At 74.6% G+C, this 18,005-nt stretch carries 16 protein-coding genes; 3 read left to right on the top strand and 13 right to left on the bottom strand.

Features of this window, described 5'->3' with window-relative positions:
- Window positions 1–108 precede the first annotated feature (108 nt).
- Window positions 109–2,502 (bottom strand): FHA domain-containing protein, encoded by a 2,394-nt coding sequence (locus ACIO9K_RS24400; protein WP_400333011.1) that lies wholly within the window; start codon window positions 2,500–2,502, stop codon window positions 109–111.
- A gap of 214 nt (window positions 2,503–2,716) precedes the next feature.
- Between ACIO9K_RS24400 and ACIO9K_RS24395 the strand changes: the two genes are divergently transcribed.
- A complete protein-coding gene (locus ACIO9K_RS24395; protein WP_400333008.1) occupies window positions 2,717–3,988 on the top strand; it encodes an acyltransferase in 1,272 nt (423 codons plus the stop codon).
- 74 nt (window positions 3,989–4,062) lie between these two features.
- Here the strand turns inward: ACIO9K_RS24395 and ACIO9K_RS24390 are convergent, their stop codons facing one another.
- From ACIO9K_RS24390 to ACIO9K_RS24335, 12 genes are all read right to left on the bottom strand, one after another.
- Entirely contained in the window at window positions 4,063–4,851 is a 789-nt protein-coding gene (locus ACIO9K_RS24390) for a DUF3050 domain-containing protein (protein WP_363582518.1), read from the bottom strand.
- A gap of 15 nt (window positions 4,852–4,866) precedes the next feature.
- Entirely contained in the window at window positions 4,867–5,835 is a 969-nt protein-coding gene (locus ACIO9K_RS24385) for a transketolase C-terminal domain-containing protein (RefSeq protein WP_363617221.1), read from the bottom strand.
- Complete coding sequence (locus ACIO9K_RS24380) at window positions 5,832–6,857, bottom strand: thiamine pyrophosphate-dependent dehydrogenase E1 component subunit alpha (protein WP_400333004.1); 1,026 nt, start codon at window positions 6,855–6,857, stop codon at window positions 5,832–5,834. Before ACIO9K_RS24380 ends, ACIO9K_RS24385 begins: the two co-directional genes overlap by 4 nt.
- Window positions 6,854–7,768, bottom strand: a complete 915-nt coding sequence (locus tag ACIO9K_RS24375) for a phytanoyl-CoA dioxygenase family protein (protein WP_400333001.1) — start codon at window positions 7,766–7,768, stop codon at window positions 6,854–6,856. The genes ACIO9K_RS24380 and ACIO9K_RS24375 overlap by 4 nt, the downstream gene beginning before the upstream one ends.
- 33 nt (window positions 7,769–7,801) lie before the next feature.
- Complete coding sequence (hppD, locus tag ACIO9K_RS24370; RefSeq protein ID WP_400332998.1) at window positions 7,802–8,788, bottom strand: 4-hydroxyphenylpyruvate dioxygenase; 987 nt, start codon at window positions 8,786–8,788, stop codon at window positions 7,802–7,804.
- A 42-nt stretch (window positions 8,789–8,830) separates the two neighbouring features.
- On the bottom strand, window positions 8,831–10,087 hold the full coding sequence (locus ACIO9K_RS24365) for a beta-ketoacyl-[acyl-carrier-protein] synthase family protein (RefSeq protein WP_363617211.1): 1,257 nt from the start codon (window positions 10,085–10,087) through the stop codon (window positions 8,831–8,833).
- Window positions 10,084–11,706, bottom strand: a complete 1,623-nt coding sequence (locus tag ACIO9K_RS24360; protein ID WP_400332995.1) for a class I adenylate-forming enzyme family protein — start codon at window positions 11,704–11,706, stop codon at window positions 10,084–10,086. The genes ACIO9K_RS24365 and ACIO9K_RS24360 overlap by 4 nt, the downstream gene beginning before the upstream one ends.
- 267 nt (window positions 11,707–11,973) lie before the next feature.
- Window positions 11,974–12,561, bottom strand: a complete 588-nt coding sequence (locus tag ACIO9K_RS24355; protein WP_400332992.1) for a hypothetical protein — start codon at window positions 12,559–12,561, stop codon at window positions 11,974–11,976.
- Between the two features lie 61 nt (window positions 12,562–12,622).
- Window positions 12,623–13,771, bottom strand: a complete 1,149-nt coding sequence (locus tag ACIO9K_RS24350) for a beta-ketoacyl synthase N-terminal-like domain-containing protein (protein ID WP_400332989.1) — start codon at window positions 13,769–13,771, stop codon at window positions 12,623–12,625.
- Window positions 13,768–14,022: an acyl carrier protein gene (locus tag ACIO9K_RS24345; RefSeq protein ID WP_363617203.1), complete on the bottom strand. Its 255-nt coding sequence runs from the start codon at window positions 14,020–14,022 to the stop codon at window positions 13,768–13,770. The genes ACIO9K_RS24350 and ACIO9K_RS24345 overlap by 4 nt, the downstream gene beginning before the upstream one ends.
- A complete protein-coding gene (locus tag ACIO9K_RS24340) occupies window positions 14,019–14,312 on the bottom strand; it encodes a phosphopantetheine-binding protein (RefSeq protein ID WP_400332985.1) in 294 nt (97 codons plus the stop codon). The genes ACIO9K_RS24345 and ACIO9K_RS24340 overlap by 4 nt, the downstream gene beginning before the upstream one ends.
- 33 nt (window positions 14,313–14,345) lie before the next feature.
- A complete protein-coding gene (locus ACIO9K_RS24335) occupies window positions 14,346–15,782 on the bottom strand; it encodes an AMP-binding protein (protein WP_363632644.1) in 1,437 nt (478 codons plus the stop codon).
- 174 nt (window positions 15,783–15,956) lie between these two features.
- Between ACIO9K_RS24335 and ACIO9K_RS24330 the strand changes: the two genes are divergently transcribed.
- A complete protein-coding gene (locus ACIO9K_RS24330; protein WP_400332981.1) occupies window positions 15,957–17,057 on the top strand; it encodes an alpha-hydroxy acid oxidase in 1,101 nt (366 codons plus the stop codon).
- A 49-nt stretch (window positions 17,058–17,106) separates the two neighbouring features.
- The gene (locus ACIO9K_RS24325) at window positions 17,107–17,901 is read left to right on the top strand and encodes a class I SAM-dependent methyltransferase (RefSeq protein ID WP_400332978.1); all 795 of its coding nucleotides are present in this window, start codon (window positions 17,107–17,109) and stop codon (window positions 17,899–17,901) included.
- Window positions 17,902–18,005: the final 104 nt, after the last annotated feature.

The following is an 18,005-nucleotide window of genomic DNA, read 5'->3' as shown; positions in this document are numbered from 1 at the left end:
CGCGCGAGCCCGCGGCTGCGCGCGGTCATAGCGATGGGACTCGCACCACAGGTCGCTTCCCACTGTACCGGCGGTGGTCGGCCGGGGCCCGGGGCCGCTCGTCAGGGCTCAGCGCCGCATGATCGCGGGCTCGTGCCGCCGCAGCAGGGCCAGCACCAGCAGCCCGTACGCGACCGCGAGGCCGGGCAGCACCGCGATGTCGAGCAGCCAGCCGGCGCGCTCGTGGCGGAACATCGGGTCGGCGGTGATCGCGCTCGGGAAGATGCCGTGGAGCTCGACGGTGCGGGCCATCGCGGCCATGCCCCAGCGGGACGGGATCAGCCAGGCGAACTGCTCCAGCCCGGGCACGCCGTGCAGCTTGAGCATCAGGCCGCTGAAGACGATCTGCACCACCGAGAGGAGCACCAGCAGCGGCATGGTGGCCTCCTCCTTGTCGACGATCGCCGAGACCACCAGGCCGAGCATCATCGCCGAGAACGCCAGCAGCGCGACCGCGATGATCAGTTCGGGCAGCTGCGGCATCACCACCCCGGTCGGCACCGCCCAGGAGAGGTCCACCCCGGCGAGGCCGACCACGGTCAGCACGACGGCCTGGCCGGCCGTGACCGTGCCGAGTACCACCACCTTGGAGACCAGGTACGCGGATCTGGACAGTCCGACCACGCGTTCCCGGCGGTAGATCGCCCGTTCCTTGACCACCTCGCGCACCGAGTTGGCGGCGCCGGTCAGCAGGCCGCCGATGCACAGCGTGAGCAGGCAGTTCACGGCGTTGTCCGGGGTGAGCCGGGAGCCGGCCATCACCCGGCACATCAGGCCGATCACGAAGGGCAGCACCACCATGATGGTCAGGAACAGCCGGTCGGCGGCGAGCACCGCGGTGTACCGGCGTACCAGGGTGCCCAGCTGGGAGAACCAGCCCTGCGGCTTCTCCCAGCCGATCGGGTCCCGCCCGGCCACCGGCGCCCGCGCCGGCTCCGCTGCCGGCCCCGCTGCCCCCGGCGCTCCCGGTGCCGCGGCCGGAGTCAGGGACACCGCCTCGGCGGCGACGTACCGCTCGTACTGCGGGGAGGTGCGGAAGCGGCGCTGCCAGGCCTCGTGGTCCTCGTTCTCGAAGGCCTCGAAGGCCTCCGGCCACTCCGCGAAGCCGAAGAACGCCAGCGCCTCGCCCGGCGGGCCGTAGTAGGCCGTCCGGCCGCCGGGGGCGAGCACCAGCAGGCGGTCGCACACGTTCAGGCTCAGCACGCTGTGCGTCACCACGACCACCGTCCGGCCGTCGTCGGCCAGCCCGCGCAGCATGTGCATCACCGAGCGCTCCATGCCCGGATCCAGACCGGAGGTCGGCTCGTCGAGGAACAGCAGCGAGGGCTTGGTGAGCAGCTCCAGCGCGACGCTGACCCGCTTGCGCTGGCCGCCGGAGAGGCTGCCGATCACCTGGTCGGCCCGGCCGGCCAGGCCCAGCTCGTGGACCACCTCGACGACCCGGGCCTCCCGCTCGTGCTTCGCGGTGTCGCCGGGGAAGCGCAGCTCGGCGGCGTAGCCGAGCGCGCGGCGGACGGTGAGCTGGGTGTGCAGGATGTCGTCCTGCGGCACCAGGCCGATCCGGCGGCGCAGTTCGGCGTAGTCGCGGTAGAGGTCGCGCCCGTCGTACAGCACGGTGCCCTCGTCGGCGGGGCGCAGCCCGGTCAGTGCGTTGAGCAGGGTGGACTTGCCGGCGCCGCTCGGGCCGGCCACCGCCAGCAGCGCCTTCTCGGCGAGCGGGAAGCTCACGTCGTCCAGCAGCACCCGGTGGTCGGACCCGACCCGGACCACCAGGTGCCGCACGTCCAGGGAGATCTCGCCGGTGTCGGTGTACTCGACCAGGTGGTCGTCGGCGAGGCAGAGCGCGGAGTGGCCGATGCCGACGATGTCGGCCGGGCCGACCGCTGCCCGCTGCACCGGGCGGCCGTTGTGGTAGGTGCCGTTGTGGCTGTCCAGGTCGACGATCTCGTGGCCGCCGCCGGGCAGTTCGCGCAGTTCGGCGTGGTGGCGGGAGACCACCAGGTCGTCCAGGACCAGGTCGTTGTCGTGCGAGCGGCCGATTCGGACCGTGCGGCCGGGCAGTTGGAGCACCGAGCTGGGGCTGCGGAAGGTGCCGGAGGCCTGCGGGGCGAGCAGGGAGGGCCGTTCGCCGGGGTCGGGGCGGGGCAGGCCGGCGAAGGTCGCGGACGGGCCGTCGGCCGGATCGCCGAAGCGCAGCCGGGTGCCGGGGCCGATGTCCTCGCGCTCGACCCGGCGGCCCTGGTCGTAGGTGCCGTTGGTGCTGCCGGCGTCCTCCAGCAGCCAATGCCCGTCGGTGGCCCGCAGCACGGCGTGGTGCCAGGAGACCCGGGGGTCGTCCAGGACGACCTCGCTGGTCGGGTCGCGGCCGAGGTGGTAGGCCAGGGCCGGGTCGATCAGCAGCGACCCGGTGTCGGTGACCAGGACGAGGGGCGGCGCGGTGGGTGCGCCCGGGCGCTCTCCCATGCTGGGCATTCTATCGCCGCAGCAGTCCAGCGGCCTTTCCGGATCCCGGGATTGGACTGGACCACTGTGACGGCGCGGCACTATCGTTCGGCGTGCCCGCACGCCACCCGCCGAACAATCGGGGACGGAACGCATGAGTAGTTGGCCGGTGTTGCGAAGATCCCGGACTGTCAGTGCCGGCCGTGCCCCCGGAACGGTGCTGCACTGCGGCCTGATGGACACCATGCTGGCGGACCTCGCCGTCTCGGTCGTGCTCTACTTCGACCAGGCGCTGGACGAGGACCGGCTGGCCGCCGGACTGGCCCGCGCGCTCGACCGGGTACCGGTGTTCGCCGGGCGGCTGCGCACCGGCGGGGGAGGCGCCCTCCAAGCGGTCTGCGACGACTCCGGCGTCCCGCTGGACGTCTACACCGTGGACGGCACGCTCGCCGAGGCGATGGGCCGGGTGACGGCCGCCGGCTCCGAACTGGTCGATCCGGTGGACGCCCCGGCCGCGCGCGGCGGCGGCGTACCGCTGCTCACCGTCCGGGTCACCCGCACCGGGGACGGTGGGACGGTGCTGGGCTGCTCCTGGCACCACGCGATCGGCGATCTGCACAGCTTCATGCTGCTGCTGCGGATCTGGTCGGCGGCGGTCGAGGACGAGGAGCTGCCGGAGGCCGAACTGGTCGAGGATCAGAACGAGTTGCTGGACCGGGTGCTCCCCGCCGAGGACTGCGGACGGCCCGGCTTCCGGGTGCCCTCGACGGCGCAGGCGCAGTTGCTGGCCCGCGAGGTCGCGGTCGGTCCGCGGGCCAACCGGACCGTCCAGATCTACTTCGGGGACGCCGAAGTCGAGCGGATGCGCGCGGAGTTCAGCGCGACGGCCGGCCGACGGCTCTCCTCCGGTGACGTGCTCTGCGCCCATGTCGTCAGCACCATAAGGGAGTTGGATGGCGACGAGGCGGAGCGCTGGCTGACCGTACCGGTCAACGCCCGGCGCTGGCTCGGACTTTCACCCGCCCTGGTGGGCAACCTGCTGGGCGACGTCCACGTGTCGCACCGGCCCGAGGACGGCCCGGCGGCGCTCGCGGGCGCGCTGCGGGCGGCGGTCGAGGAGTTCCCGGCCGCCCACCTCAACCTGCGTTCCAATCTCGGCTTCCTGGCCTCGCTCGGCCGCTCCCGGTTGCGGGACTGCGTGCCGCTGGGCTTCGACCCGCAGGAGCGCCGGTTCAGCTTCTCGAACTGGAGCCGGTTCGGGGCCTATCGGGTGAGCTTCCAGGGGCACCGGCCGGTGTTCTTCAGCCCGGCCGCCAACTATCCGCTTCCCTGGGTGAGTTGGACGGTCGAGGGGTTCGGCGGCGCCGGATACCTGACCACCGTGGTGCTGCCGGCCCGGCTCGCCGCCCGGGTGCGGGGGGCGGAGGGCCGGGCCGCGCTGCACCGCTTCCGGACGGCGGCGGACGAACTGCCCGCGTCGGCCGCCGCCGTCCCGAAGGTGATCTGAGCCGTACCGCGCGTGGCGTGAGTCGTACCGCGACGCGCGGGGTGAGCCGCGGGGTGAGCCGCGCCTGGGCCGCGCTACGCGAAGGCGGCCTCGATCGCCGTCCACAGCTGCACCCGGGCGCGCAGCGCGGTGCGGACGGTTTCGGCGCACTCGTCCCACTTGGCCTGGTCGTCGCCGCACAGGTCGATCAGCATCTGCATCGCCATCGGGGTGTGCTGCTCGCCGTCCACCTCGATGTGCCGGGCCAGGTAGTCCTTGAAGACGGTGAGCACGCCGTCCGGGTCGTCGATGCCGACCACCTGCGCGAACATGTCCGGGATCAGGTCCTCGCGGCCGAAGGCGAAGGCGGCGGCCCGGCAGTGCACCGGCGCGTTCTCGATGATCGACCAGGTGGTGCCGGTGAAGTCGACGGCGGCCTGCGGCACCGCGGCGGCCTTCAGCGCCTGCGGGACGGCGGTGCCGGTGCCCAGCAGCCCCAGGAACTCCTCCACCGGGCCCGGGTCGGCGCCGGCCTGCCGCATGCCCTCGACGTACAGCTCGAAGTGGCTGGTGTAGCCCTCCCCGAGTTCGTCGCTCTCCTCGACCAGCACGATCTCGTTGATCAGCCGGCGGCTGGCGGTCGGCCCGCTCGGGACCCACGGGACCTCGACGCTGGTGAGGTCGCGCTGCAGGCTCTTCAGCAGCGACATGAAGTCCCAGACCGCGAAGACGTGGCTGTCCAGGAAGGTGCGGACGCGCCCGATGCTGGTCAGCCCGCCGTACACGCCGTGGCCGACGACCTCGCGGCGCAGCGGGTCGATGGCCTGCTGGAGGCTGGTCAGGCCGGGGTGCGAACGGTCCCAGTGGTAGCGGTTGGTGGACAAGGCGGCTCCTTCTGCTCAGGGGTGCTTGAGGACGGCGTGCAGGGCGTGGCGCAGTTGCTCGCGGCCGGGCTGGAGGGCGCGGTCGAGGGCGGGGGCGAACGGCAGGACGGCGCCGTCGGGGCGGGTGACCCGGCGGGGCGGGGCGATCAGGCGCATCTCCTCGGAGGCGGTGGCCAGCACCTCCGCGGCGAAGCCGCAGCTGCGGTTGGAGTCGTCGAAGACGACCAGCCGGCCGGTACGTTCCAGCGAGGCTGCGAGCGCGGCCCAATCTAGGGGGTACAGCGTGCGGGGGTCGAGGACTTCGACCGAGATGTCCTCGGCGACCTCGTCCGCCACGGCGAGCGCGTCGTGCACCAGGTGTCCGACGGCGACCACGGTGACGTCGGTGCCGGGGCGGTGGATCCGGGCTCGGCCGAGCGGGATCGGCGCGAGGTCCCAGGTGACGGTCTCGCGCACCGGGAGGGCGGCGGCGGGCGCGAACACCACGACCGGGTCCGGGTCGCGGATCGCCGAGCGCAGCAGCCCGTAGGCGTCGGTCGGGGTGGCGGGCACCACGGTCTTCACCCCGGCGTGCGCGAACAGGCTGTACGGGTGGTCGGAGTGCTGCCCGGCCCAGCCGTCCCGGGAGCCCGAGCCGGGCACCAGGCAGGTCAGCGGGACGCTCGCCTGCCCGCCGGTCATCAGCGAGAACTTGTGTGCCTGGTTGACGAGTTGCTCGAAGACCAGGAACAGCAGCGAGGGGATCTGGAACTCCAGCACCGGGCGCCGCCCGGCGAGCGCCGCGCCGATCGCCATGGCGGTGAAGGCCTGCTCGGACAGCGGGGTGTCGACGATCCGCTCGGGCCCGAAGCGGTCCAGCAGGCCGAGCGTCGGGCCGGCCATCCCGGCGCCGATGTCCTCGCCGAAGACGCAGACCGCCGGGTCGTCGGCGAGTTCGTCGGCGATCGCCCGGTTGAGGGCCTTGGTGTACGAGAGCCTGGTCATGCCACCGCCCCGGCCCGGGGCCGCAGGCCGTCGGCGTACAGGTGGTCCAACGCGCCGGCCGGGTCGGGGTGTTCGGAGGCGAGGGCGAACTCCTCGGCGGCGGCGAGCTGGCGGGCCACCGCGTCGTCGAGTTCGGCGACGGCCGGCTGCTCCAGCTGGGCGGCGGCCCGGGGGAGCGGGTCGCGGGCGCGCCAGGCCTCGACCTCCTCGGGGGTGCGGTAGTGCAGCTTCATCCGGCGTTCCATGGTGTGGTGGCCCTCGTAGCGGTAGGTGCGGCATTCCAGGAAGCCGGGGCCGCCGCCGGACCGGGCCCGCTCCACCGCGCGCAGGGCGGCGGCGCGGACGGCCTCGGTGTCCATGCCGTCCACCTCCTCGGCGGGGATGCCGAAGGCGGCCGCCCGCCCGGTCGCGCTGCCCGCGACCGCGGTGGCGGCTGGCAGGGTGGTGGCGTAGCCGTTGTTCTCGCAGACGAACACCACCGGCAGGCGCCACATCGCGGCGAGGTTGAACGACTCCAGCAGCACGCCCTGGTTGAGCGCGCCGTCGCCGAAGAAGGCCACGGCCACCCGGCCGTCCCCGGCCTGGCGGGCGGCCCAGGCGGCGCCGACCGCGATCGGGGCGCCGGCGCCGACGATGCCGTTGGCGCCGAGGATGCCGAGCGAGAGGTCGGCGGCGTGCATCGAGCCGCCCCGGCCGCCGTTCAACCCGTCGACGCGGCCCGCGAGTTCGGCGAGCAGCCGGTGCGGTGCGGCGCCCCGGGCGAGCACGTGGCCGTGGCCGCGGTGGGTGCTGGTGAGCCGGTCGGCGGGGCCGAGCGCCGAGCAGACGCCGACCGCGACGGCCTCCTGCCCGATGTACGGGTGGATGCCGCCGGGGATCGCGCCGGCCTTCACCAGGCCGAGCGCCAGCTCCTCGAAGCCGCGGATCAGCCGCAGCATCCGGTAGCGCTCGGCCGGCGTGTCCAGCGGTGCGGCGCCGGGGGCGGCGGTGCCGGGGGACAGGGTCGCCGGGGGAGCCGTCACCGGGTCCCCCGCCAGATGGTCGGGCAGAACTGCGGGTCGGCGTAGTCGGGCCGGCCGTCGGCGGTGCGGCGCACCAGCACGTCGTGGTTGTACACCACCGGGCCGCCGTCCGCCCGGGTGTGGTGGCGGTACTCGTTGGCGCCGTCCTGGAGGTGCAGCGAGACGGCCCGGCGGGGGAAGGAGGCCAGGTTGGGGCCGCTGCCGTGGTAGGTACGGCAGTGGTGGAAGGACATGTGGCCGCGCGGGATGCGCATCGGGACGGTGCGCACCTGCTGCCCGTTGTGGGCGGCGTTGGCGGCCAGGATGCCGTCGAGTTGGGTGCGGTCGCGGTCGGCGAAGTGGCGGGTGGAGTCCTCGCCGGAGTCCAGCTCCCGCCAGCGGTGGCTGCCGTCCACCATGGTGATGGTGCCGTTCTCCTCGCGGCAGTCGTGGAACGGGATGAACGCGGTGAGCATCTCCTCCGAGGTGGAGGTCTGCCAGTAGTGCTTGTCGAAGTGCCAGGGCACCTGGTTGCTCGGCTCCCCGGGCACCGGCGGCTTGTAGATCAGGGTCGCCTGGAACACCCGGATCTCCTCGGCGCCGGCCAGCAGGGCGGCCACCGCGCCGATCAGCGGCTTGCGCAGGATCGCGCCGATGGCGTCGCTCTCGTAGTGCACGTAGTCGTTGTGCCGCTGGATCGGGCCCTGCGAGGGATCCCAGGCGGCCAGGCGCGGCGGGCGGGCGGGCAGTTCGCGGTCGCGGTGGCCGCCGTAGTAGAGCTCGGTGGCGGCCTGGAGGGTGTCCAGTTCCTCGTCGCTGAACAGCTTCCGGGACAGGTACCAGCCGTGCTCGCGGTAGTGGGCCACCTCCTCGGGCGTGGGCAGCAGGGCGTGTTCGGCCTCGCTGAGGCGGAACTCGACGGCGGTGGTCATGGGGTGTGCCCCTTCTTGAGGTGTGGGCGGCGGTCAGACGGCGGCGTCGGAGCTCTGCCGCTCGACGGCCTCGTACAGGGCCTTGATGTTCGCGGTGCCGAAGGTGCCGGCGCCCTGGCGCTCGATCAGCTCCAGGAAGTACGTCCGCCGCGGGTGGGTGGAGCGGACGAAGATCTGGAACAGCTGGCCGCCGTGGTCCTGGTCGACGAGCACGTGCAGGTCGCGCAGGGTCTCCACCGGGATCGCCGTCTCGCCGAACCGCTCGGCCAGGGCGTCGAAGTAGGCGCCCGGAGTGCTCAGGAACTCCACGCCGTTGGCCCGGGCGGTGCGGACGGCGGTGGCGATGTCGCCGGTGCGGAAGGCCAGGTGCTGCACTCCGGCGCCGTCGTGGGAGGCCAGGAACTCGTCGATCTGGCCGGGTCGCCGGGTGGTGTCCGGCTCGATCAGGGTGAAGGTGACCTCGCCGGAGGCGCTCTGCACCACGCTGGAGTCCATGGCCTGCCGGCCGACTTCGATGTACTCGCCGAAGATCCGGTGGAAGCCGAGCGCGGCCTCGCAGAACCGTACGGCGTCGGCGAGTTCGCCGGCCGGGACGCAGATCGCGACGTGGTCCAGGGCGTCCAACAGGCCCGGCTCGTCGGCGGGTTCGGCCGGGCGCGGCGGTACGAACCTCAGGGCGGTGTCGCCGAAGCCGGCGATCAGCCGGCCGGCCCGGTCCAGCACGCGGGCGCCGTGCCGCTCGGCGCGCTCCAGCGCGGCCTGCGGGTCGGTGCAGGCGAGGGCGAGGGCGGCGACGCCGTCCCCGTGCCGGGCGACGAAGCCGGCCACCGGGTGGTCGGGGTCGGCGGCGGAGGCCAGGTGCATCCGGATCGAGCCCTGGCGCAGCCGGATCGTGCGGGCGCCGTCCGGTGCGGTCTCCGGGGCGTCGGCGGCGAAGCCGAAGTCGGCGCAGAGCCCGGCCGCGGTCTTGTCGGCGTCCGCGCAGTGGAACTCGACGTGGGTGATGGACTGGATGGACAACGGGATCTCCCCCGGAGGGATGGAAGGGCGTGGATCGGCGCGCTACTTGGCGGCCCGGGTGGACGCCGGGCCGAGGATCAGGCTGAGGTTGTGGCCGCCGAAGGCGAAGGCGTTGCTCAGCGCGGCGCGCACCGGTGCGGACCGGGCCCCGCCCCGGACGTGGTCCAGGTCGCAGGCCGGGTCGGGGTCGGTCAGGTTGAGTGTCGGCGGCAGCGTCCCCCTCGCCACCGCCAGGGCGGTCACCGCCGCCTCCAACGCGCCCGCGGCGCCGAGGAGATGGCCGGTGGCACCCTTGGTGGAGCTGACCGCGGGCGGGTGCGCGCCGAAGACGGCGCGCAGGGCGGCGGTCTCGGCCACGTCACCGAGCTTGGTGCCGGTGCCGTGGGCGTTCACGTAGTCGATGTCGCCCGGGGCCAGGCCGGCGTTGGCGAGCGCGGAGCGCATCGCGTCGGCGGCACCGGAGCCGTCGGGGCGGGGCATGGTCGGGTGGTGGGCGTCGGTCGAGGCGCCCCAGCCGATGACGTCCGCGTACCCGGCGGCGCCGCGGGCGTCGGCGTGGTCGGCGCGTTCCAGCACGAGGACGGCGCTGCCCTCGCCGAGCACGAAGCCGTTGCGGCGGGTGTCGAAGGGCCGGCTGGCCTGCTCCGGATCCTCCCAACCCTGCGCGAGCGCACGGGCGTTGGTGAAGGCGGCGGCGATGGTCGGGTGCAGCGAGGACTCGGTGCCGCCGCACACCACCACGTCCGCGTCGCCGGAGCGGATCAGCCGCAGCCCCTCGGCGACGGCCTGGGCGCCGGCCGCGCAGGCCGTCACCACGGCCGAACTGTAGCCGCGGATGCCGTGTTTGATGGCGATCCGGGCGGTGGCCATGTTGGAGAGCATGCCCGGCAGCAGGTACGGGCTGACGCCGGGGCGGCCGCGTTCCAGCCGGCGGTGCGACTGCTGCTCGAAGGTCTCCAGTCCGCCGCCGCCGGTGGCCAGCACCACGGCGGTGCGGTGCGGGTCGGCGTCCCGGCCGACGACCAGGCCGGCGTCGGCGAGCGCGTCGTCGGCGGCGGCCAGGGCGAGCAGCACGAAGCGGTCCACGCAGCGGGTCTCGGTGGGTGGCAGCACCTCGCGGCCGTCCACGGCGGGGGCGATCCCGGCGGCGGGCAGCCAGCCGTGCGCGGCGTGGCCCTCGGGGACGGCGGTCAGTCCGGAGCGCCCGGCGTTGAGCGCGTCGAACACCTCGGCGGGCTTGCGGCCGAGCGGCGAGACCAGGCCGAGGCCGGTGACGACGGCGCCCTCGCGGCGGGTCATCGGGCACCGGCCGCGGCGTCGAGGTAGCGCTGGCGCAGCAGCACCTTGCGGACCTTGCCGGTGGGGCCGAGCGGGATGTCGTCCCCGGAGACGACCAGCACCTGGCGTACGGTCGCGGCGGCGGCCTCGTCCAGGGCGGCGATGACGTCCTTGGTCCGGTCGGCGGTCGGGTCGGCGTCGGCGGTGAGGATCAGCAGCACGTCGGTGACCACGCGCTCGCCGTCCCGTACGGCGACCACCGTGCAGTCCGCCACGTCCGGGCGGGCGGCCAGCACCCGCTCCTCCGACATGGCGGTGAACAGCCGCTTGCCGTCGCCGAGTTCGACCGAGTCGACGGCCCGGTCGACGTGGTAGTAGTAGCCCTCCTCGTCCCGGTACATCAGGTCGCCGGTGAGGAAGCGGCCGCGGATCCGGGTGCGGAAGGTGGTGGCCGAGTCGTTCCAGTAGCCGAGCGCCAGGGTCGGTGAGGAGGTGGCGAGTTCGCCGACCTCGCCGGGGCCGAGCGGCTCGCCGTCCGGGCCGACCACCTCGCAGTCGACGAAGGCGTGCGGGCGCCCGACGCAGCGCCCGTAGCGCTCGGTGCCGGGGCCGTGGGTGATGAAGAAGTGCGAGTGGCCCATCTCGGTGGAGCCCAGGCCGTCGACGAACAGCGAGCCCGGCGTCCGGGTGCGGCCCGCGCGGGTGACGGACTCCCGGCTGCCGGTGGCGATCAGGCGGCGGATGTGCACCTCGTGCGCGCAGTCGCCGGTGTTCCACCACAGGGCGACGGTGGCGAGGTCCCGGGCGGCGAGGTCGTGGTGGGCGAGTTCGGCCCAGGTGGCGGCGAAGCCGATCACCCCGGTGGGCCGCCACTGCTCGATCGCGTCCAGCACCCCGGCGCCGGACTGCCGTGACAGCACGGCGAGTTCGGTGTGCGAGCTGAGTGCCAGGTTGAGCGCGATCAGGGTGGCGGCGTGCGGCGCGGGCAGTGCGCTGAGCATCCGGTCCTGGCCCTGCGGGCGGGGCAGCCGCAGCCGGTGGCGGATCGCCGCGTACAGGCTCGCGTGCGAGTGGACGACGGCCTTGGGCATTCCGGTGGTGCCGGAGGAGTGGGTGATCGCCACCGGGTCGCCGGACCAGTGCCGGTACGGCTCGGGGGCGGCGTCCGGGTCGCCCGCGCCGAGGGTGGAGATCTCGGGCAGCAGCGGCGCGCCGGGGTCGTGGCCGGCCAGCGCGGCCAGGTGGGCCGGGTCGGCGAGGACGCCGACGGCGCCGAGGCGGGCGATGTAGCGGGCGGCCCGCTCGCCGTCCACGTTGGGGTTGAGCAGCGCGGGGATGGCGCCGAGCCGGGTCAGGGCGAGGAAGGCGAGCACGTGGTCGGCGGCGTCGCTCGCGAAGACCACCACCGGGTCGCGCCGGGTGATGCCGAGGGCGTGCAGCGCGGCGGCGCGGGCCCGGACGGCGCGGTCGAGTTCGCGCAGGGTGAGCGGTCGCCAGGCGGGGTGGTCGTCCACCGGGGTGTCGAAGGTCAGCAGCGGTTCGTCGAGGCCGAAGCCGAGTGCGAGCCGGGCGGTCAGGACGTTGCCGGCGCCCACGTCGGGGTCGTCCGCGATCAGGCTGCGGACACTGCGGATGGTCACGGGGTGGATCCCTCCCTCGGGGCCGGAGACGGCCCGGGCGGCTGATCGGTTGGCGTGGGTCGGGCGGCCGCGCGGGCGGCGAAGGGTGTCGGCGGGTGTCGGTGGGCTGTCGGCGGGTGCGACGGGGCCTGGGTGGGTGACGGGGCCGGGTGCTGGTCTGCCGGGTGCGGCTGCTTCAGTCGTCGGGCCTCGTTCGTGGGTACGGCCGGCGGTGGCCGGACGGTTCAGTCGGTGACTCGGTCGGTGACTGAGGCGGTGACCGGGACGTCAGCCGGTGACCAGGACGGCCACCGCGTGTCCGGCGGCCCCGCCCGGTCCGTCGTCGCCCGGTTCGGCGGCGATGACCAGCACCTGGTCGGCGTCGCCGTCCGCGAGGAGCAGCGCCGCGAGGTCGAGCGCGTCCGAGGGCACCTGCCCGGGGACGGCGCGGGCCGGGCTGATCGCCACGACGGGGCCGGTCAGGCCCCAGCGGGCGGCGATGTGCCCGAGGACGGCGTTGGGGTTGGACTGGAAGAACAACAGGGGTGCGGGGCGTCGTCCGGGTTCGGCGCTCCGGTCGATGGCCCGCGCGGTGGCGCGGTCGCCGCCGGCGCTGGCCAGCAGCAGTGCGGTCCGCCCGGGGGCGGGCGGGGCGCCGTGGTGGGCGCGCAGGCAGCGGTCGGCGGTGTCGGCGACCAGCGGGTTGAAGCCGGAGGCGGCGAAGCCGGGCAGCGGTGGCGGCGGGCCGGCCAGGTCGGGGTCGGCCGAGCCGGGGTCGGGTCGGCGGGCCTCGGCGAGGACCCGCAGCCGGGCGGCGGCCGGCGCGGGTGCGGCGCCGAAGCTCGTGGCGTCGGGGTCTGTGGCGTCGGTGGTCATGGTGTGGGTGCCGGGGTACGGGGTCGGCGCCGTCGAACGGCGGGCGGGGGCCGGTGGCCGGTCATGCGGGGGCCACCAGCAGGGCGGTGTTGGCGCCGCCGAAGGCGGAGTTGAGGCTGAGTGCGTAGCGGGGGCGGGCGGCGCGGGGGCCGTCCAGGACGAGGTCCAGGCCGACGTCCGGGTCCGGGCCGAGCCAGCCGGCATTGACCGGGAGCAGGCCGGTGCCCAACGCGCCGATGGTGACGGCGAGTTCGAGCAGGGCGGAGGCTTCCAGAGCGTGCCCGTGGACGGATTTGCTGGAGCTGACCGGGAGTTCGGCGGTGTGCGCGCCGAAGACCCGGCGCAGCGCGCTCGCCTCGGCCTGGTCGGCGAGGGTGGAGCCGGTGCCGTTGGCGTTGACGTAGCCGACCTCGGCCGGGGCGACGCCGGCGCGGGTGAGCGCGGCCTCGACGGCCCGGGCGACTCCGGCGCCGTCCGGTTCGGGGCGGCACACGTGGTGGGCGTCCCCGGCGCGGCCCCAGCCGGCCAGCCGGGCGAGGGCGGTGGCGCCGCGCCGTTCGGCGGCCGGGGCGGCCTCGACCACCACGGCGGCGGCCGCGTCGCCGAGCAGGGTGCCCGTGCGGCCGGTGCTGAACGGGCGCAGCTCGCCGTCCCGGGCCAGCGCGCGGCCGGCGTCGAAGACGGCGAACACGCCCGGCTCGACCAGGTGCCCGGCCGCGACCAGGACCCGCTCGTGCCGCCCGGTGGCGACCAGCGCCGCGGCGTCCGCGACGGCGGTCGCGGCTGCCACGCAGGCGCCGGTGTACACCCGGGTGACGCCCGCGGTGCCCCAGGCGGCGCGGACGCCGGCGGCCACCGCGTCGGCGGTGCCCCTGGTCCGTTCGTCGCTGTGCAGGGCGAGCAGGACGGGCGTGTCCGCGCCGTCGGCGGCGGTCAGTCCGGCCTGGCGGCAGGCCTGGCCGACGGCGTCGAGCACCGCGCGGGCCAGCGGGAAGGTGTGCGCGAGCGGCACGTCGTCGGGCAGCAGGGCGGCCCGGGTGGTGCGGCGGGCGCTCACGTCGAAGCGGGTGACGGGGCCGAAGGCGGTCTTGCCGTGGGCGGCGGCCTCGGTCAGCGGGCCGAGTCCGCGCCCGGCGGCGCTGAGCACGCCGAGCCCGGTGACCACCGGCCGGCCGCGCGGCCGGTGTGCGGAGGGCGCGCCGGTGGTCATGGCCGGGCGCCCACACGTTCGGCGAGGACGGCCGAACGTAGCAGTTCGGTGGCGTCGTCGACCGTCCGGATGGCGCCGAAGCGGTCGTCGTCGAGGTCCACCTGGATACCGTAGCGCTGCTCGAACTCGGCTATGAGCCAGGTGAGTTCGAGCGATCCGAGGTCGTCGGGCACGGTGTCGGCGGCGCGCTGCCCGAACGCCGCCAGCATGGCGCGGACCTCGGCCCGGTCGGGGAGGGCGGAGCCGCTCACGCCGGGCTGCCGGCGGTGGCGGTGGCGGTGGCAGCGGTGGCGCTGGCGGCGATCCGCTTGACGACGTCGGCGGTGAACTCGTCGAGGGTCATCAGCGCGGTGGTCTCCATCTCGTCGAGGTCGAACTTGATCCCGAACTCGTCCTCGACCTGCACCGACAGCTCGGCCAGCGCGAGCGATTCGAGGTCCAGCCCGGCCGGGCCGAGGTCGGTGTCCCCGGTGACCTCGGAGACGTCGTACTGCATCTCGGTGAGCGAGGCGAGGACGAACTCGCGGACGCGGTCCTGCATGGTGTGGCTCCTTGTCGGGGTGCGTGCGGTGGATCAGAGCGCGGCGGCCGTGGCGGTGCTGCGCAGGGCGGCCGGGTCGCGCAGGAGTTTTCCGGTGGCGGTACGGGGGAGTCGGGGCAGCAGGGCGAGCCGTCGCGGCCGCTTGTAGGCGGCGAGCCGGCGGGCCAGCCCGTCCTGGACGAGGGCGAGGTCGGCGTCGGGTTCGGTGGCGAGGTAGGCCTCGATCGCGCCGTCCTCGAAGACCACGACGGCCTCGCGGACCTCGGGCAGCGCGGTGAGCGTCTGCTCGACCTCGGTGAGGTCGACCTTGAGGCCGCCGATCGAGACCTGCGAGTCCAGGCGGCCGAGGACGGTGACCAGGCCGGTGGCCGGGTCGAGTTCGGCCGCGTCGCGGGTGTGCAGCCAGCCGTCCGACCAGCGGGTCGGGTCGTCCAGCCCCGGGTAGGGCGAGGATTCCGCGCCGATTCGCAGCTCGCCCGCGACCAGCCGCAGCCGCATCCCGTGGACGGGCTGCTTGGCCGGGTGGAGCGTGCCGGACAGGTCGGTGGCGATGACCCCGGTCTCGGTCATCCCGTACATGGTGCCGAGCGGGACGCCGTAGCGGTCGGCGAACAGCGCGGGCAGGCCCGGGCGGACCAGCTCGCCGGCCACGATCATCCGCCGCAGCCCCGGCAGCGCCGGGGGAGCGACGGCGCCGGCCAGCAGTTCGGCGTGGAAGGGCACTCCGATGACGGTGGTCGGCCGGTCGCCGGCGGCGACCGCGGCGAGGATGCCCGCCGCCGTCATCCGCTCGGGCACGGTGAGCGAGGCCCGGGCGTGCAGACTGTTGAGCAGTCCGCCGACCAGGCCGAGCACGTGCACCACGGAGGACAGCAGGACGACCCGCTCGCCCTCGCCGGGGAACTCCACCAGCCTGTGGTAGCAGTCGAGTTCGCGGAGCAGGTCGGAGGCCGTGCGGGCGATGACCTTGGCCGGGCCGGTGGACCCGGAGCTGAGCTGGATCAGCGCGTGCCCGGTGCGGGCCGGGCGCCCTTCCGGCAGCCGGACGGCCACCGGCTCGACCTCGGAGAAGCCGCGCAGGGCCGCCGCGGGCCGGTGGGCGGAGCCTACCAGGACCTGCGGGGCCAGCCGCGCCACCGCCGCGTCGACCTCGTGGTCCGTCAATCGGTGGTCGAGCAGCGCCACTTGGGCGCCGAGCCGCCAGCACGCCAGCAGCACCGTGACGAACGCCACCGAGGGCGGCAGCCGTAGCGCGGCCGTGCCGCCGGGGCCGAGTCCGGCCGCGGCGAGGTGCGCGGCCTGTTCGTCGACCAGGGCGCGCAGGGCGTCCCGGTCGAGTGGTACGCCGAGATGCAGGCACTCCTCGCCTCCAGGACCGGCCAGCAACAGCCGGTCGACCCAGGCGTCCGGGGCGTCGGCGTGCGGCGGTGAGGAAGGCGGAAGTGAAGAGGGGGAAATGCCGGTCAACACCGCTCCACACAAGTGAGGGGATTTGACATGGACGCCGTTCACAACCAAAACGGTCAATTCCGTTGCCAGACGATTGCACAGACGTTTGGTCAAATCAAGGTCTATACCAATGTGGTTGTTGCTCCTACGCTGCGGAACCGGGGCTGGTCCACGCGTGGCCGCCCGGAATCGAGGATGCCCGTGGGAGAACTCACGCTGGCCGGGATGGAGCGCGCCGCGCGCGCGCAACTTTCCCCGGAAATATGGGACTTCATCGAAGGCGGCAGCGGCACGGAACGTACCGTGGCGGCGAACCGGGAAATGTTCGCGCGCTATGCACTGCGCCCGCGCACGATGGTCGACGTCTCCGACTGCTCGCCCGCGCGCACGCTGCTCGGCGCGCCGCTCGGCCTGCCGGTCGGCATCGCCCCGATGGCCTACCACCGGCTGGTCGACCCGGAGGGCGAGACCGCCACCGCGCGCGCCGCCGGCCGCGCCGGGGCCCTGCTGGTCGCCGGCATGTTCGCCAGCCGCACGCTGGAGGAGATCGCGGCCGCCGCCACCGGTCCGCTCTGGCTCCAGCTGTACTGGCTGCGCGAGCGCGCCGCGCTCGCCGCCCTGGTCGAACGCGCCGAGGCGGCCGGCTACCGCGCGCTCGTCCTGACCGTGGACGCCCCCAGGATCGGCCGCCGCCTGCGCGACCTGCGCAACGGCTTCGCGATCCCGCCCGCCGTCCGCGCCGTCAACCTGGACCAGGACCTGATGTCCGCCAGCCACCGCGCGACGGACGGCGGCTCGGGCATCGCCGAGCACGCCCGCGAACAGTTCGACCCCACCCTGACCTGGGCCGACCTCGACTGGCTGCGCGCCCGCACCCGGCTGCCGCTGGTCCTCAAGGGCATCCTGACCGCCGAGGACGCCCGGCTCGCCGCCGAGCACGGCGCCGACGCCGTCGTGGTCTCCAACCACGGCGGGCGGCAACTCGACGGCGCTCTGCCCTCCCTGGCCGCACTGCCCGAGGTCGTCGACGCCGTACCCGCCGACCTGCCGGTGCTGCTCGACGGCGGGGTGCGCACCGGCGCCGACATCGCCGTCGCGCTCGCCCTCGGCGCCCGCGCCGTCCTGGTCGGCCGTCCGGTGTTCTGGGGCCTCGCCACCGAGGGGGAGGCCGGCGTGCACCGCGTCCTCGACCTGCTGCGCGACGAACTGGAGCACACCATGGCCCTGTTGGGCCGCCCCCGGCTCGCCGACCTGGACCGCACGGCCCTCGCCCCCTGGCCCTGCCCGGCCGGCTGAACCGCGCACCGCCTGCACCACGTTGTCCGTACTGGATGGAGAACAGCAGATGACCGAACCGACCCCCGAGACCGAGCGCAACGACCCCTTCCCCGGCTGGGACTGGGACGACCCCGACGGCCTCGCCACCCGCCTGGACGCCTTCAGCGAGCAGGTCGCCACCTGCGACACGCTCGAAGCGCACCCCGGCGGGCTGCCCCGCGACCACGCCGGATTCCGCGAACTCGGCCTCACCGGAATCGAGTTCGCCGCCTTCCGGACCGCCCACCCGGAAGGACTCGGCACCGACCTCACCACCCTGCGCAGCCCCGGCGCCGCCACCGAGCCCGGCACCCTCTACCGGGTCGACGGCGACCGCTGGTTCACCCAGCTCGACATCGGCCGGCCGCTGTCCTTCGCCGACGCCAGCGTCGACTGGGTCTACGCCGAGCACCTGATCGAGCACGTCACCATGCCGGTCGCGGTCGGCTGGCTGCGCGAGGTGCGCCGCGTCCTGCGCCCCGGCGGCGTGCTGCGCCTCACCACCCCGGACCTCGCCCGCTACCTGGCCGGCTACGCCAACGGGGACGGCTTCCTCGCCAAGCACCGCCGCCGCCTCACCACCCTCGGCTTCGGCCCGCCGATGCCCGCCCGCCCGGCCTTCCTGGTCAACCAGATCTTCCGCCACTACGGGCACCAGTGGATCTACGACCTGGACGAGCTGCGCCACGTCCTCACCCTCGCCGGCTTCGAACCCGAGCGGATCCGCCACTGCGCCTACCGCCAGGGCGCCCGCCCCGACGTCGCCGACCTCGACACCGCGTTCCGCACCGACGAGACCGTCTACGTCGAAGCCGACCGCTAGGCCCTCGTGTCCTCAGGCCCATGGACCCCTGGATCCTGAAGCCCTCAGGCCCTGAGTCCGCCCGCCGACGCCTCCGCACCGGATCTGTACCGAACGGGACCACC

Source organism: Kitasatospora sp. NPDC087271, from assembly GCF_044744605.1.
Classification (GTDB): domain Bacteria; phylum Actinomycetota; class Actinomycetes; order Streptomycetales; family Streptomycetaceae; genus Kitasatospora.
The sequence above is the reverse complement of the archived record's forward strand: the minus strand, read 5'-3'. Positions and strand labels throughout refer to the sequence as shown.

Bases quoted from the DNA above. Each gene is read 5' to 3' on its own strand.
- ACIO9K_RS24400 (WP_400333011.1), bottom strand. From the start codon at position 2,502: ATGGGAGAGCGCCCGGGCGCACCCACCGCGCCGCCCCTCGTCCTGGTC.
- ACIO9K_RS24395 (WP_400333008.1), top strand. From the start codon at position 2,717: ATGGACACCATGCTGGCGGACCTCGCCGTCTCGGTCGTGCTCTACTTC.
- ACIO9K_RS24385 (WP_363617221.1), bottom strand. From the start codon at position 5,835: ATGACCAGGCTCTCGTACACCAAGGCCCTCAACCGGGCGATCGCCGAC.
- ACIO9K_RS24375 (WP_400333001.1), bottom strand. From the start codon at position 7,768: ATGACCACCGCCGTCGAGTTCCGCCTCAGCGAGGCCGAACACGCCCTG.
- ACIO9K_RS24365 (WP_363617211.1), bottom strand. From the start codon at position 10,087: ATGACCCGCCGCGAGGGCGCCGTCGTCACCGGCCTCGGCCTGGTCTCG.
- ACIO9K_RS24355 (WP_400332992.1), bottom strand. From the start codon at position 12,561: ATGACCACCGACGCCACAGACCCCGACGCCACGAGCTTCGGCGCCGCA.
- ACIO9K_RS24350 (WP_400332989.1), bottom strand. From the start codon at position 13,771: ATGACCACCGGCGCGCCCTCCGCACACCGGCCGCGCGGCCGGCCGGTG.
- ACIO9K_RS24340 (WP_400332985.1), bottom strand. From the start codon at position 14,312: ATGCAGGACCGCGTCCGCGAGTTCGTCCTCGCCTCGCTCACCGAGATG.
- ACIO9K_RS24330 (WP_400332981.1), top strand. From the start codon at position 15,957: ATGCCCGTGGGAGAACTCACGCTGGCCGGGATGGAGCGCGCCGCGCGC.
- ACIO9K_RS24325 (WP_400332978.1), top strand. From the start codon at position 17,107: ATGACCGAACCGACCCCCGAGACCGAGCGCAACGACCCCTTCCCCGGC.